This is a genomic window from Shewanella sp. KT0246, from assembly GCF_019654955.1.
GTDB lineage: Bacteria > Pseudomonadota > Gammaproteobacteria > Enterobacterales > Shewanellaceae > Shewanella > Shewanella goraebulensis.
Genome location: NZ_BPEV01000017.1, coordinates 57104 through 70886, shown reverse-complemented (window position 1 = coordinate 70886; position 13783 = coordinate 57104). Strand labels below are relative to the sequence as shown.

The window sequence follows — 13783 nt, the reverse complement described above, 5'->3', positions numbered from 1 at the left end:
TTAAAGGCGAATATTTTAAATAGGAAATTCAAGCTTATTAACTTTATTTAAGCAAAAGAAAGACCGCGGCAATAATAAATCGTCGCGGTCTCTTGTACTTTTGTTAAGCCATCCAGCTATTTCTGTGCTCCCTGCACCATCCATGCGTCTAACTTGCTCCGTGCGCTATCCGTATTCGATCCTTGATGTTCCATGTACAATTAAGTACTGTCCCTCTTACTCGATTATCCTTTGACCGAGCCTGCTCAAATCCTTAAGCGTGTCCTTTAATTCATCCTTGGTTTTCTTCCATGACATCCATGATTCAATCTATTGCATCCATCGCAATCACTGTTATCCATAACAGCGCAAATCCATTTAATTGATGTCCAAATTTAAAATCCATTTCACCATAAAGTAATTCATCATTGCTGATGTCAGTGTCATCCTTTAACACTGTCGTTATCCTTAACGAGGCTTTATCGTCTACCTAATTAAAGTGTTTATAGTCATCATCCTGATGAGCAACAACAATAACTAAGGTTTATCCTTGGCGAGCCATCACAACAAACTATTGCAATAATCTTTTGTTACAGCCACTCGCTAAAATCCTAATAAGCTGCAGACTAACTTCACTCTGCTAAAACACATCCTGTGTTTATTTGCTTCCTTGTGACTTATTTTAATCGATATGTGAGTAAATAAATATGCATCAAACACCAATTTAACACCCAAACAACAAACAGCTTTAGGGGTAACTTAAATAAACCAATATTATACAACAACTTAAAACAGAACAGCCTAAAGCGCCTCAGTTAAAAGCGCTTAATCTCACATTGCTTGTGAGACATGTCTCACAAGACCAATGGAAAAGAGAGAAGATAAGCCTTTTGGGTGATTCACATATTTAACATTTGCATAGCTGAATTGCACCGTTGAACGCATAAATATTGATTTGAATTATGCATAAAAAAGCGCAACCTTATAAACAAGATTGCGCTCATTTTACTCTTTGTTAGCTTTCCTGCTAAATTGTGCTCCCTGCTCCATCCATGCGACTATCTATGCTCCCTGCTCCATTTATCCTTTAGCACTCAATTTCCTTGTATTGCTCATATTAAGCAGTACTTGAGTTTTCATTCCTTTGAATCAGTCTATCCGTTTGACTGAAAATCTTGCTCCTAGATATACCATCCTGGTATGTGCTTCCTGCAATCCTTCATCATCCTGATGAGGGTCATCCTTATTTCAGTTAATCATTAACTGAGCTCATGCCCATTCCTTGAGCGTGTCCTAGCTTCATCCTGAATTGAGTGTTACTTATCCTGAACTTCAAGATAAATATCATTATCCACTTTAAGCAATAATATTCACTTTAACTGCATTTAGTTAGTTAACTCGTTTAATAACTTTATTGTGATTACTTCCTGTAGCTCACAACATTATTTAACTGATTGCTTAATGAGTACATTGTAATCAATAGATGGGGTCGAAATGAGTCAAAAACGTGATGAAACAAATAATTCACAAACGAATAATCAACCAAGAAACATAAGTTATTGTTTAAATGCAAATAAATAGAAATCAAAGAGAAATATGATAGTCTCTAACACACGAAAACCTACACCATTGTGAGATAAGTCTTACAAGTAAAAGTAACAGTTAGCTTGACGAAGAACCCAAGTTAAGTCGTTTTTTTAACATTTGCGCAAACATCACCCAGTCCGCCAGTAAGCTATATAATGGATACTCAAAAGTAGCAGGCCTATTTTTTTCAAACACAAAGTGACCTACCCATGCAAAACCATATCCAATAACGGGCAATAACAGTAATTGCCACCATTGCTGATTAATCAGCGTGAAGATGATTAACCCAATGATTAAGCCACTGCCGACATAGTGCAGTCTTCTGCATGTCGGGTCTTGATGCTGAGATAAATAGAAAGGATAAAATGATTTGAAATCTTGATATTTTTTGTCACTCATTACCTTATCTCGCTTTACTTACTTGGATAAATTAAAATTTCACCATCAACACTGCCAATTGCCAGTTCAGATAAATGATTAAAACCTTCTCGAGTAAATAATTCAGCATGCTTTGCATTATTAACAAATACGCCAATACCGTCTAATTCCGGCTGTTCATCACACCAACTTAATACTGCTTGTATTAACTTAGAGCCATTACCTTTACTCTGTTCAATCGGGGATAAAGCAATAAACTGCAAAATACCGTATTGCTTACTCGGCAAACTTTCTAAAATGCTATGCTCTTTTTTAATTAAAGCTTGAGTAGAATTCCAACCGGTGCCCAGCACCATTTTTAAACGCCAATGCCAATATCGGCTTTCACCTAATGGCACTTGATGAGTGATCACACAGGCGACTCCAATCAGCCTTTCATCATCAAACCAACCAATCAATGGTTGCTCTTGTTGCCAAAGCTCAGTTAGTTCTTCACGAATTGCAGCTCGCAGCTTTTGCTCATAACTCGCTTGATTGGTGGTTGCTAAAGCTTCAATAAAGAAAGGATCATCATGGTAGGCGTTATAAATTATTGACGCTGCAACGCGTAAATCTTCTGCGGTTAAATAAACAGCTTTATGCTTTTCTAACGTGTTCTGTTCCATGTTTACACTCTTTACTAAGCCAAGTTAATAGTTACAACTTAACAAGTTTGAAACATATTGCAATTTTAACGCTGTCACCTACGCTTAAACTTGGCTTAGCAACCAAATTCAACTTTAATTGGTGAACAATATGGACACGACTTCTGCGACGCTTTCTCACTTGTTTGAACAGCTTGGACTGGATTCGTCACAATCAGCAATAAAACAGTTTCTTTCGCAACATACTATTACTGGCAATACTAAGATAATCGATGCTGATTTTTGGAATCATGCTCAAAAAGCTTTTTTAGAAGAGAGTTTGGCTGAAGACGCCCAGTGGTCAGAATTAATCGACCAACTGGACGTGCTTTTACGTCAGTAAAGATTAAATTTTTTGATATGCAGTGTCGCCCCAACCAACTAATTTATTGTCACTAATGACCACTGGGGTGCATTCATCTTTAGTGGTCTTGCCGTCGCCTTTACTCCACTGAGTTCGATAAAAGAGTACGTTAACTTCTTTTTTCGGACTTTCAGCGTCTGCTTGAGTAACGTATGCCTCACTGAAATCAGCAGTTCCCATCAATATAGTGACTTGATCTCGCGCCATACCCATAGTGAGTTTTGATAAATTGGCTCTGTTAGTTTGTTGCTGTGTTTCCCAATAAGAATCACTGTGCTTACCTTCACTACCACCTACATGAAATACACAACCACTTAATGAAAGGCTAGTTGCTGCCATTAAAAATGCTAAACCCAATTTTGCTTTCATGATACTTCCTTATTATTAAAATGATTCTCACGTAATTTCTACTCAAACTGTTTTTGAGATACGTTATAATGTTGTCAGTTATCAATAAGCTAAAAGTGTGCCAATTTTTACATCACTGATTTTATTAACTTTTATTAATCAGCAATAACTAATTGAGTATTTTCACTAATCAATAATGAGGATTTTCACCAATTATGAGCCCAATCGAACAAGTCCTCGCAGCGGCTAAAACCATTGCAATGAATGGTCACACGCCCACAATGGCATTAGTTAAAGGCAAGTTAGGCGGTAAAGTTCCTATGCCTTTGCTTATCCAAGGATTACAACAATTTAAAGCCATTCCTAAAGACCAATGGCAAACTCTGCCCGACTTAGGTGATGCACTTGAGTCAAATAAGCCTGCAGCAAACACAGATACACAGCTCATAGAACAAAAACTACTGACTCAAATGCAGCAAATGAAAACCGAATTTGAAAGCAAAATCTCGTTATTGGAAAAGCGCATTACCCAACTTGAAAACAAAGCGTAGAAAGATGAACAACCATCGTTAGTGCTATTGATCATTTGCAGGATTGACCACTAGCACAATTATTCATTGTCTAATAACGCAGGCGCATCTCGCTTATAACCCAAAAAGCTAAACGGAACCCCCATGTTTGTCACAGAGCTAAGATTTGAATGTTTTGCAGATACCACCATCACCGCAGCCGAAAAAGCCATTAACCACTACCTCGAATCTTTACGAGCAAACGGTCAAATATTGGGAAGAGAGTTTGCTGTAGCTTTCAACGAAGGCGAATTTAAAGTTCGATTATTAATGCCGGAAAAAACTAGCTTATCGAGTCGCCATAACAGCCCATGGACGAAACAAGCTTTACTGCAATTGACTGAAGCTAAGTTACTTGCACCACGTGAGAAGTACATTGGCCAAGACATTAATTCTGAACAAAGTAATGAAGAAGCACCAAGTTGGCAGGTGCTTTATACCAGCTTCGTACATATGTGCTCGCCATTAAGAAGTGGAGATAACTTACTCCCTATACCGCTGTATCAAATTCCAGCCACTTTTAATGGCGATCATAAGCGAGTTATCCGTTGGCAGACTGAGTGGCAAGCATGTGATGAACTGCAAATGGCCGCAGCAACACAAGCTGAGTTTGCTACACTAAATGAGATAACCAGCCATAAAAGTGACTTATTCAGACGTGGTTGGGATATTCGCGGCAGAGTGGAGTTTATTACTAAAATTCCAACCTACTATTATCTTTACCGAGTCGGCGGTGAAAGTCTTGCGATTGAAAAAGAACGCGCTTGCCCGCGTTGCGGCTCAAAGGAGTGGCGTTTAGATGAACCACTGTTAGATATGTTTCATTTTAGATGTGAGCCTTGCAGAATCGTATCCAACATCTCATGGGATCATCAGTAACAGTTCAATGGTTTCATAATAGGTTTACTTGTTATTGCCATTTAAATGAAAATTAAAAAGCCAGACCTGATAGACAAGGTCTGGCTTTTTTAGATTCAAAACGAAGGGCTATTTTTTACCTTTCACTAAATCATTCCACATCATTTTCATCCGCTGCCAAATTCCAGGATGAGCAACATAATTATCTTCAACAATGGGCTCAACTGGCGGCATAACTCTTGGTGTTAATGCATCAATGAATTCAGCTAAACTATCAGCAAGTTTTTCTTTTGGTCTATCACCTGGAATTTCAATCCACACGCTGCCATTTTCATTATCTACAGTAAGCATTTGATCGCCATCGCCTAAAACACCAACAAACCAGGTTGGCTCTTGCTTAAGCTTTTTCTTCATCATCAAGTGACCAATCACATTTTGTTGCAAAGATTCATAGTCTTGCTGATTCCAGACTTGCAGTAACTCACCCTCTCCCCAAGAAGAATCAAAATATAAAGGCGCTGAAAAATACTCACCATAAAAAGCATTAATATCTTGATGAAGTTTAATTTCTAATGCGTGTTCTACATTACTGAAATCTGAACTGTTTTTACGTTTTACCGCTTTCCAAAATACAGCATCATCTGATTCAAGATCATACTTACCTTCAATACAGGCGGATCCTTGCCCAAGTGGGAAATAACGGGGGTACTCGCCTAATACATCCTGATAAGCTTGAATATAACAGCTAGAAAAATGATCCAATGAAGTTGAACAAGACACTTAAGATGCTCCAGTTTTGGGTTATAATAAAAGTCTATTTTGACACGGAAACAGACTAGATGACACACAATCACGACCCCTATAGTGATGCAGATGCACTTAAAGGACTCACTTTAGGTCAAACTACGCAATATCAAGCAGAATATGATGCTTCACTGCTGCAAGGGGTACCTCGTAAACTTAATCGTGATGCTATTGAATTAACAGATACCTTACCTTTTCAAGGGGCGGACATCTGGACGGGTTATGAATTGTCTTGGCTTAATGCTAAAGGCAAACCTATGGTCGCAATTATTGAAGTTTACCTTGCTATTGAAAGTGATAATTTAATCGAATCAAAATCGTTTAAGCTGTATCTCAACAGCTTTAATCAAACGCGATTTGATAGTGTAGAACAAGTGCAACAGACTTTAACGACTGATTTAAGCAAATGCGCTAACGGCACTGTGACAGTCAAAGTGATTGAGCCAAAGCATTTTAACAACCAGCGTATTGTTGAACTGCCAGGCAATTGCATTGACGAGCTTGATATTGAAGTGAGCGACTACGAGTTTAACCCTGAGTACCTTCAAGATAGTACTGAAGATAAAAATGTCGTCGAAACCTTAACGTCAAATTTACTCAAATCAAATTGCCTGATCACGTCTCAACCTGATTGGGGTAGCGTAATGGTCCGTTATCAAGGGCCAAAGATTGATCATGAAAAACTACTACGCTATTTGATTTCTTTCCGTCAGCATAACGAATTCCACGAGCAATGTGTTGAACGTATTTTTACTGACTTAAAGCGTTACTGTAATTGTACTAAATTAACGGTTTATGCCCGATATACCCGTCGTGGCGGCTTAGATATTAACCCATTTAGAAGTGACTTTGAGCAACCTCCAGAGACCCATCGCTTAGCAAGACAGTAATAGTGTTAGTACTGAATGCCACCAACAATAAAGCCTGCTCTTGCTGGCTTTATTACTTTTTAGTTTTCAGGTTTCATTTTATAGATAAATATAAGAGTTCGAGTAATGCCAACAAATCTAACCTGTAAACCGCAACTTACTGATGAACTCTGCCACCAGCACTTCAAAATCTTTAAACCGTTTGGTTTTTTAAGTCAGTTTGTGCCCGAAACACGTAAGAAAAAACATCTGCTGGCAGAACTCTATGACTTCCCAGATAAAACCATGGCAATTGGTCGCCTAGATCATGACTCTGAAGGGCTACTGTTACTCACAACAGATGGCATGATGAGCCATAAAGTAAGAAGCAAAGGCATAGAGAAAGAGTATTACGTGCAAGTCGATGGCGATATCGATGACAAGGCGGTATCACTATTACAAAACGGAGTTGAGATTGGCATTAATGGCACAAAATATCTCACTCTGCCCTGTAAAGCATTCAAGCTAAACGCAGAGCCAATGCTTCCCTCACGCGGTAAAAAAATTCGCGACCCAAGACATGGACCTACAAGCTGGATATCAATCACCTTATGTGAAGGAAAAAACCGCCAGATTAGGAAAATGACTGCGGCAGTAGGTTTTGCCACATTAAGGTTAGTAAGAGTCAGAATCGGTAATATTCATATTGATGATATGCAATCAGGCGATGTTATTTCACTTTGTAATTTTGATGCAGCACTTAGAAATCAACCCAAAGAAAGCTAATGAAAATCTACCATATAATGGCTTGCTTTCGAACTTTAAGAGCAAGTTTTTATATTTAGTTACTAAAATTAGCGGCTTGAGTTAGCAGTTTTAATTAGTTCTTAAAGCTAGCTATCAGAGCTGGCCAAATACACTTTTTCCATCGTAGTCTCAATTAACTTCCGAAGCCAGATAGTCGCAGGGTCTTGCTGATTGCGAGTTGGCCAAATACTGTAAATCGAAATCAACTGACTTTCGAATGGTAAGTCCATCAAGGTTAAATCAAAGGTTGCTTGGTAACTTTTGGCGTAGGTATAAGGCGCAATACAAATTGCATCGGACTTACTCACCCCTGATAACATAGTTAGAAGCGAAGATTTCTCACCATACATGTGTCGCTCAGGTAAATGATCAGTTGAAATGATTTCTGCAACCCGCTGGTTGTGTCTATGTAAGCGATAGAATAAATGTTTCGCAGCAAAATAAGAGGCTTCGTCTATACCATGCTTAAATTGTGGGTGGTTAGCCCTTGCTACACAAACCAACTTTTCAGTGGCGATTTGTAGACTCGAAAAAGCGGCCTCAGTTGGCGGAACAATGTCTAAAGCCAAATCAATTTGCTGTTTTTTCAACGCTTGATACAAGTTCTCTTGTTCGATTATCGCCTCAGTAAAAATGATTTCAACCCCTTTATCAGCCACAGCTTTTTCTATGTCCGCTTCGATTAAATCAATTATCGACTCATTCGCACTCACATGAAAAACTCTCTTCGACTTTGAAGGATCAAATACTTTAACACTGTTAATACACTGTTCTATATCAATTAGAGAAGGGCTCAAGGTTTGATGTAAGTGTTGACCTAAAGCCGTTAACGCAATTCCCCTCCCTTGCCTAACAAAAACTTCTGCACCTACCAGAATTTTAAAACGATTAATGGCATTGCTCACAGAAGATTGTGTTAAACAAAGATGCTCCGCCGCAAGCGTAATGGATTGGTAGTCACATACGCAGCAAAACACTCTAACAAGGTTAAGATCTAATTTATGTCGAACTTGTTGCTCTTTCGCTAACGCTAGAGGTTCCGTTTGCAACTGCTCTGATAATGGCTTCAAATGCATTCCCTTAATCTGATACTCAAACGATGTAATATTCAACCAATACATTCATACAATAAATGTAATAACCATTGTTAGCTATAGTTATCTTTATAAGTATTGTTGTTAACCTAGATTTAACAACAATACTTATAAAGATAACTACCCGAGGCTCACATGAGAAAAACATTACTTGGTTTAGCGATTACTTTAACGTTTACCACCCAAGCTTTTGCTGCTCAACATGAACATGACCACATCACAGTTGATTACCATGGTAAGCCCGCAACCCCTATTACTGCAGCGCATAATAAGGCAGTGGCAAAAACCTTAAATTTTGATGATAAAGCGGCTTTTGAGCGATTCAGTAAAAATAAAATTGCATCATTTGATGAAGCCACCGCAAAAATATTAAGAGCTGAATTTAGCTTTATCAGTGAAGAGTTACCCGACTCAGTTAATCCATCATTATATCGCCAAGCACAACTTAATATGGTGCCTAATGGACTATATAAAGTCACCGACGGCATTTACCAAGTTCGCGGTACTGACTTATCTAACCTAACCCTAATTCGTGGTAAAACAGGCTGGATTGCATACGACGTGCTACTGACTAAAGAAGCGGTGCAGCAGTCATTAAAGTTTGCCTTTGCCAATTTACCCGAAGGTAACAATTTACCCATTGTCGCGATGATTTACTCTCATAGTCATGCAGATCACTTTGGTGGAGCGCGAGGCGTGCAAGCGCTTTATCCTGATGTGAAAGTATACGGTTCTAACAATATCACCTCTGAAATTGTCGATGAGAATGTCTTGGCGGGCAATGTAATGAGTCGCCGCGCAGCCTATCAATATGGTGTTTCTCTTGGCAAACATGATCATGGCATTGTTGATGCTGCACTAGCTAAAGGTTTATCAAAAGGTGAAATCACCTACGTGAAACCTGATTATGAACTCAACCATAAAGGTAAATGGGAGACATTAACCATTGATGGCCTTGAAATGGTATTTATGGATGCCTCTGGTACAGAAGCGGCCAGTGAGATGGTCACTTATATCCCATCAATGAAGGCATTATGGTCGGGTGAATTGACCTATGATGGTATGCACAATGTCTATACTTTAAGGGGCGCTAAAGTGCGTGATTCTTTGAAATGGTCTAAAGACATTAACGAGATGATCAACGCCTTCGGTGAAGAGGTAAACGTTTTATTTGCTTCACATTCAGCGCCTGTTTGGGGCAATAAACAAATTAATCATTACCTGCGCATGCAACGTGATAATTATGGTTTAGTCCATAACCAGTCAATGCGCTTAGCCAATAATGGCGTGGTAATTCAAGATATCGGCGACGCTATCATGAAAACCATACCTCAAAACGTTCAAGACGAATGGTATACCAATGGTTATCACGGTACATATAGCCATAACGCAAAAGCGGTTTACAACATGTACTTGGGTTATTTTGATATGAACCCAGCTAATTTAAATCCATTAACGACCAAAGCAGAAGCCACAAAGTTTGTTGAATATATGGGCGGCGCTGACAATGTAGTGCAAAAATCAAAACAAGACTTTAACCAAGGCGAATATCGCTTTGTCGCTACTGCGCTTAACAAAGTGGTCATGGCGGAGCCACAACATGCTGAAGCAAGGGAATTACTGGCTGACACCTATGAGCAAATGGGGTATCAGGCAGAAGGCGCGGGTTGGCGCAATATTTATTTAACTGGCGCTCAAGAACTGCGAATGGGGATCAAGCCTGGCGCCCCAAAATCAGCATCAGCAGATGTTATCAGCGAAATGGATATGTCGACCTTGTTCGATTTCCTTGCGGTTAAAGTTGATAGTATAAAAGCTGCTGAACTTGGTAATATCACTTTAAATGTAGTGACTCATAACGGTAATCAAACAGACACTTTATTTGTTGAATTGAGTAACGGTAATTTAAGTAATATTACTGTTGATGCACCGAAAAAAGCCGATGCCACGCTTAGGATTAATAAAGCTGATGTTGTCGGTATTTTGTTGGGTAAAGCCAACATGAAAACCTTGATAGAAAAAGGTGCTGCAAATATGGAAGGCGATAAACAAGCCTTCGCGAAAATAGCATCAACACTGGTGCAATTTAAACCTGACTTTGAAATAGTTCCACTGAAATAATTCTACTGAAATAGTTGTAGCGATCAGTTGGTTTGTAACAGTTCAGACCAACTGATTTTTTGAGCTTGTAGGGTAAATTCTGATTTTACTTTGCGTGAGCTACACTGTGCTTCACCAACACTAACTGCAAATCGGTATAATTCATTAAGTTGGCCTAAATAGCACTGCCATTGTGGCGCGGTTTCAAATCTCACTTCATCAGCATCAGACTTATCAGAGGCAAGCAGACTTAACAGGATATTCTGCTGAATTGTTATTGTCTCATCGCCAACTAACAACTCTTTATAACTTGGCGAAGATAAATTAAAAGCGAATGACTTAAGCGATAACGAAAGTCCTAAGCCTTTGGCTTTTATGTATGACTCTTTAAGTGCCCATAAATCGAAAAATCGTTCTCTATGCTTATCTTCTGGCAATGCCAGTAATGCGCTTTCTTCAGGCGGCGAAAAGTAATGATTCAAAATAGAATGAATATTAGTGCTTTCACGGCGTCGTTCAATATCCACTCCGAATTCAAACTCTTTTTGCTGTTCAGTCGTACCATTGGTTTTTACGACTCCAATTAACAGCCAGTCCCCACTATGACTGAGGTTAAAGTGCAACCCCGTCTGCGAAAACTGATCATCAGATAGCCTAGGCTTACCTTTTTCACCGTATTCAAACTGCCATTGTTGCGGCTCAATATCTGCAAAGTGAGATAATACGGCGCGCAAATAGCCTCGTACCATCAACCCTTGATCTCTAGCTGTTTGCTGAATAAAGCGATCCACCTTTTTGACTTCATTTTCTGGTAGCCATGAACGCACAGTAGATGTACTAAGTTCATCTAATAAATCAATGTTTAAAGGACAGAAAAATAATTGAATGGTTGAAGGTTTCAAACTCTGCTCACACAAAAATGACAATGGACTATTGTCGCTTGTTTTAGGTGACTAATTCAATAAACAAGTTAATTGAGTAAAACGATTGGAGTTGACGAGTTAAAAAGGGCTGAGTTAGTAAAGCTAAACCCAACCCTTTATTCTAAGGTTGTATCACTTATTTAAAGTTTATTCAGCCAATTCCTTTACAGCTTTTTTCGGTAATACATCGTACCGGCTAAAGTGCATTGAAAATTGACCTTCGCCACCTGTCATTGACTTAAGCCGAGTAGAATAATTACTCACGTTTGCTAAAGGCGCTTCGACACTAACCTCAACGCCGCCCTTGCTGTTGGCTTGCGTTCCACACACAATGCCTCGTGATGAGCTAATATCACCTGTGATTTCACCCACATGGCTTTGAGCAACATGTATTTGCATATCAACAATCGGCTCTAAAATCACCGGCTGGGCTAATTTCACCGCTTCCATAAAGGCTTTTTTTCCTGCCATCACAAAAGCAATTTCTTTCGAGTCGACACTGTGGTGTTTGCCATCAAGCACAGTCACTTTGACATCTTGAAGTGGGTACCCGCCTAATTCACCCACTAACATGGCTTCGCGCACGCCCTTTTCAACTGCAGGAATGTATTGGCTCGGAACTGAACCTCCCACCACTTTAGAAACAAACTCAAACCCCTGACCGCGAGCTAATGGTTCAACTTTTAATTCAACCTCACCAAATTGACCAGAACCGCCAGACTGTTTTTTGTGGCGATAGCGATATTCCGCCTCACCCATAATAGTTTCACGATAAGCCACTGCTGGCGTATCGGTTTCCATATCAACATTAAATAGGTTTTGCGCTTTTTCTAAGGCAATTTGCAGATGCAAATCACCTTGACCTTGCAGTACCGTTTGCCCTTCAGCTTCATTGCGGCTGATGTGTAAACTCGGATCTTCCGCCACCAGCTTATTTAATACTTCTGATATTTTCTGTTCATCACCACGGCGTTTAGCAGACACTGCCAATCCAAAAATAGGTTGCGGGAATTTAAGCTCTGGTAAATGGAATTCATCTTCGTCATGACTATCGTGCAGCACTGCGCCAACTGATAGTTCTTCAAGTTTGGCGATAGCACAAATATCCCCCGGCAAAGCTTGATTGACATTAATTTGTTTATCACCTTGAAGCTTCATCAAATGTGATACTTTGAAGGGCTTACGACCACTACCAATAAACAACTTCATCCCAACAGTAATCTTTCCTTGGTATAAACGAAAAACGCCCATTCGCCCGAAGAAAGGATCAATCGCCACTCTAAATACATGGGCTAATACATGGTCTGTGGCTTTTTGAGTCACGTCGATGGGCTTCGCATCCTCACCGAAACCTTTAATAAATTGTGGTGGATTTGCTTCAAGCGGGCTAGGCATTAGCTTTATCAGCACTTCTAACAGAGAGCTAATACCGATATCTTGTTCTGCACTGGTAAAGCACACTGGTACCAAATGGCCCATTCTTAGTGCTGTTTCTAATGGTGCGTGTAATTGCTCAGGCGTCAGTGACTCGCCTTGTTCTAAATAAAGCTCCATTAAGGCTTCATCTTCTTCAAGCACAGTATCAACCAGTTCGTCTCTTGCTGTTGCGGCATGACTAAACAAAGTATTGAAGGTTTCATCACAATGTAAGTAGCAGTCAACCACATCATCGACTTGACCATCAGCGGTGACATTAGGCAGATTTACCGGCAAGCACCGGTGGCCAAACTGATGTTGAATATCCATCATCACATCAGACACTTTAGCTTCATTACCATCCATGTGATTAATCGCAATGATTACAGCTTTACCTTGGCTACGGGCTGCCTCAAAGGCTCGTTTAGTGACAGATTCAATACCTACACTGGCATTAACCACCAGCAATACAGACTCAACACCTGGTAGCGGTAATAGTGCACGACCAAAAAAGTCAGGTAACCCGGGAGTATCGATGAAGTTGATGTGGTGGAATTGGTAATCAAGGTTTAAAAATGAAGGTTCTAAACTGTGTCGGTGAGATTTTTCTTGGGCAGTGAAATCTGCGTGATTTGTGCCCTTATCGACCCTGCCTTTAGCGCTAATAGCATCGGCACTAAACAGTAACGCCTCTAATAACGAGGACTTACCTGCGCCTGTGTGTCCGAGCACTGCCAGATTGCGGATTTGCTCAGTGGTAAACTCAGCCATGATGGCCTCCTTTGTTCACATTATTAAACTATCCATATCTTTGTCTTACTATGTTTACAGTTGGAGATAAAACACCCATAAATTCAGTATAGATCGGTAACAATGTTGAATAATTGACTCAGATCACTCTTTACACCCGCAACGTTTTTTATAACAAAATCACCCATTCAGCTTACAAGTGTTAGCTCGTTCTGGTCGAATCAGTGATTAATTAGTTTCGGGTGATTGTATCGACCCGAAACCTCAGGTACTCT

The 13783-nt window shown here is 39.7% G+C and carries 14 protein-coding genes; 6 read left to right on the top strand and 8 right to left on the bottom strand.

Features of this window, described 5'->3' with window-relative positions:
- Positions 1–304: 304 nt before the first annotated feature.
- From K5Q58_RS21140 to K5Q58_RS10300, 3 genes are all read right to left on the bottom strand, one after another.
- Positions 305–436 carry a hypothetical protein gene (locus K5Q58_RS21140; protein WP_259651311.1) on the bottom strand — a complete coding sequence of 44 codons (132 nt, stop codon included), beginning with the start codon at positions 434–436 and terminating at the stop codon, positions 305–307.
- A gap of 1205 nt (positions 437–1641) precedes the next feature.
- Positions 1642–1965, bottom strand: a complete 324-nt coding sequence (locus K5Q58_RS10305; protein WP_220753842.1) for a DUF962 domain-containing protein — start codon at positions 1963–1965, stop codon at positions 1642–1644.
- Between the two features lie 14 nt (positions 1966–1979).
- On the bottom strand, positions 1980–2609 hold the full coding sequence (locus tag K5Q58_RS10300; RefSeq protein ID WP_220753841.1) for a GNAT family N-acetyltransferase: 630 nt from the start codon (positions 2607–2609) through the stop codon (positions 1980–1982).
- 130 nt (positions 2610–2739) lie between these two features.
- Here K5Q58_RS10300 and K5Q58_RS10295 point away from each other — a divergent pair, with 130 nt between their 5' ends.
- Positions 2740–2970 (top strand): DUF2789 domain-containing protein, encoded by a 231-nt coding sequence (locus K5Q58_RS10295; RefSeq protein WP_220753840.1) that lies wholly within the window; start codon positions 2740–2742, stop codon positions 2968–2970.
- Positions 2971–2973: 3 nt separating this feature from the next.
- Here the strand turns inward: K5Q58_RS10295 and K5Q58_RS10290 are convergent, their stop codons facing one another.
- Positions 2974–3360, bottom strand: coding sequence for a DUF3192 domain-containing protein (locus K5Q58_RS10290; RefSeq protein ID WP_220753839.1), 387 nt, complete (start codon positions 3358–3360; stop codon positions 2974–2976).
- Positions 3361–3554: 194 nt separating this feature from the next.
- On the opposite strand from K5Q58_RS10290, the gene K5Q58_RS10285 reads away from it, so the two are divergent.
- Together K5Q58_RS10285 and K5Q58_RS10280 are read left to right on the top strand one after the other, a co-directional pair.
- Complete coding sequence (locus tag K5Q58_RS10285) at positions 3555–3890, top strand: hypothetical protein (RefSeq protein WP_220753838.1); 336 nt, start codon at positions 3555–3557, stop codon at positions 3888–3890.
- Positions 3891–4013: 123 nt separating this feature from the next.
- Positions 4014–4787, top strand: a complete 774-nt coding sequence (locus K5Q58_RS10280; RefSeq protein ID WP_220753837.1) for a Zn-ribbon-containing protein — start codon at positions 4014–4016, stop codon at positions 4785–4787.
- Between the two features lie 108 nt (positions 4788–4895).
- Here the strand turns inward: K5Q58_RS10280 and syd are convergent, their stop codons facing one another.
- Positions 4896–5546, bottom strand: coding sequence for a SecY-interacting protein (gene syd, locus K5Q58_RS10275; protein ID WP_220753836.1), 651 nt, complete (start codon positions 5544–5546; stop codon positions 4896–4898).
- A gap of 59 nt (positions 5547–5605) precedes the next feature.
- Between syd and queF the strand changes: the two genes are divergently transcribed.
- Positions 5606–6460 carry an NADPH-dependent 7-cyano-7-deazaguanine reductase QueF gene (gene queF / locus K5Q58_RS10270; RefSeq protein ID WP_220753835.1) on the top strand — a complete coding sequence of 285 codons (855 nt, stop codon included), beginning with the start codon at positions 5606–5608 and terminating at the stop codon, positions 6458–6460.
- A gap of 105 nt (positions 6461–6565) precedes the next feature.
- Positions 6566–7204 (top strand): pseudouridine synthase, encoded by a 639-nt coding sequence (locus K5Q58_RS10265; RefSeq protein ID WP_220753834.1) that lies wholly within the window; start codon positions 6566–6568, stop codon positions 7202–7204.
- Positions 7205–7311: 107 nt separating this feature from the next.
- Here K5Q58_RS10265 and K5Q58_RS10260 read toward each other — a convergent pair whose 3' ends face one another.
- Positions 7312–8295: a LysR family transcriptional regulator gene (locus K5Q58_RS10260; protein ID WP_220753833.1), complete on the bottom strand. Its 984-nt coding sequence runs from the start codon at positions 8293–8295 to the stop codon at positions 7312–7314.
- A gap of 159 nt (positions 8296–8454) precedes the next feature.
- On the opposite strand from K5Q58_RS10260, the gene K5Q58_RS10255 reads away from it, so the two are divergent.
- A complete protein-coding gene (locus K5Q58_RS10255; protein ID WP_220753832.1) occupies positions 8455–10440 on the top strand; it encodes an alkyl/aryl-sulfatase in 1986 nt (661 codons plus the stop codon).
- A 23-nt stretch (positions 10441–10463) separates the two neighbouring features.
- Here K5Q58_RS10255 and K5Q58_RS21255 read toward each other — a convergent pair whose 3' ends face one another.
- Positions 10464–11321: a 4'-phosphopantetheinyl transferase superfamily protein gene (locus tag K5Q58_RS21255; protein WP_308443230.1), complete on the bottom strand. Its 858-nt coding sequence runs from the start codon at positions 11319–11321 to the stop codon at positions 10464–10466.
- A 168-nt stretch (positions 11322–11489) separates the two neighbouring features.
- A complete protein-coding gene (gene fusA / locus K5Q58_RS10245; RefSeq protein WP_220753831.1) occupies positions 11490–13529 on the bottom strand; it encodes an elongation factor G in 2040 nt (679 codons plus the stop codon).
- Positions 13530–13783 lie beyond the last annotated feature (254 nt).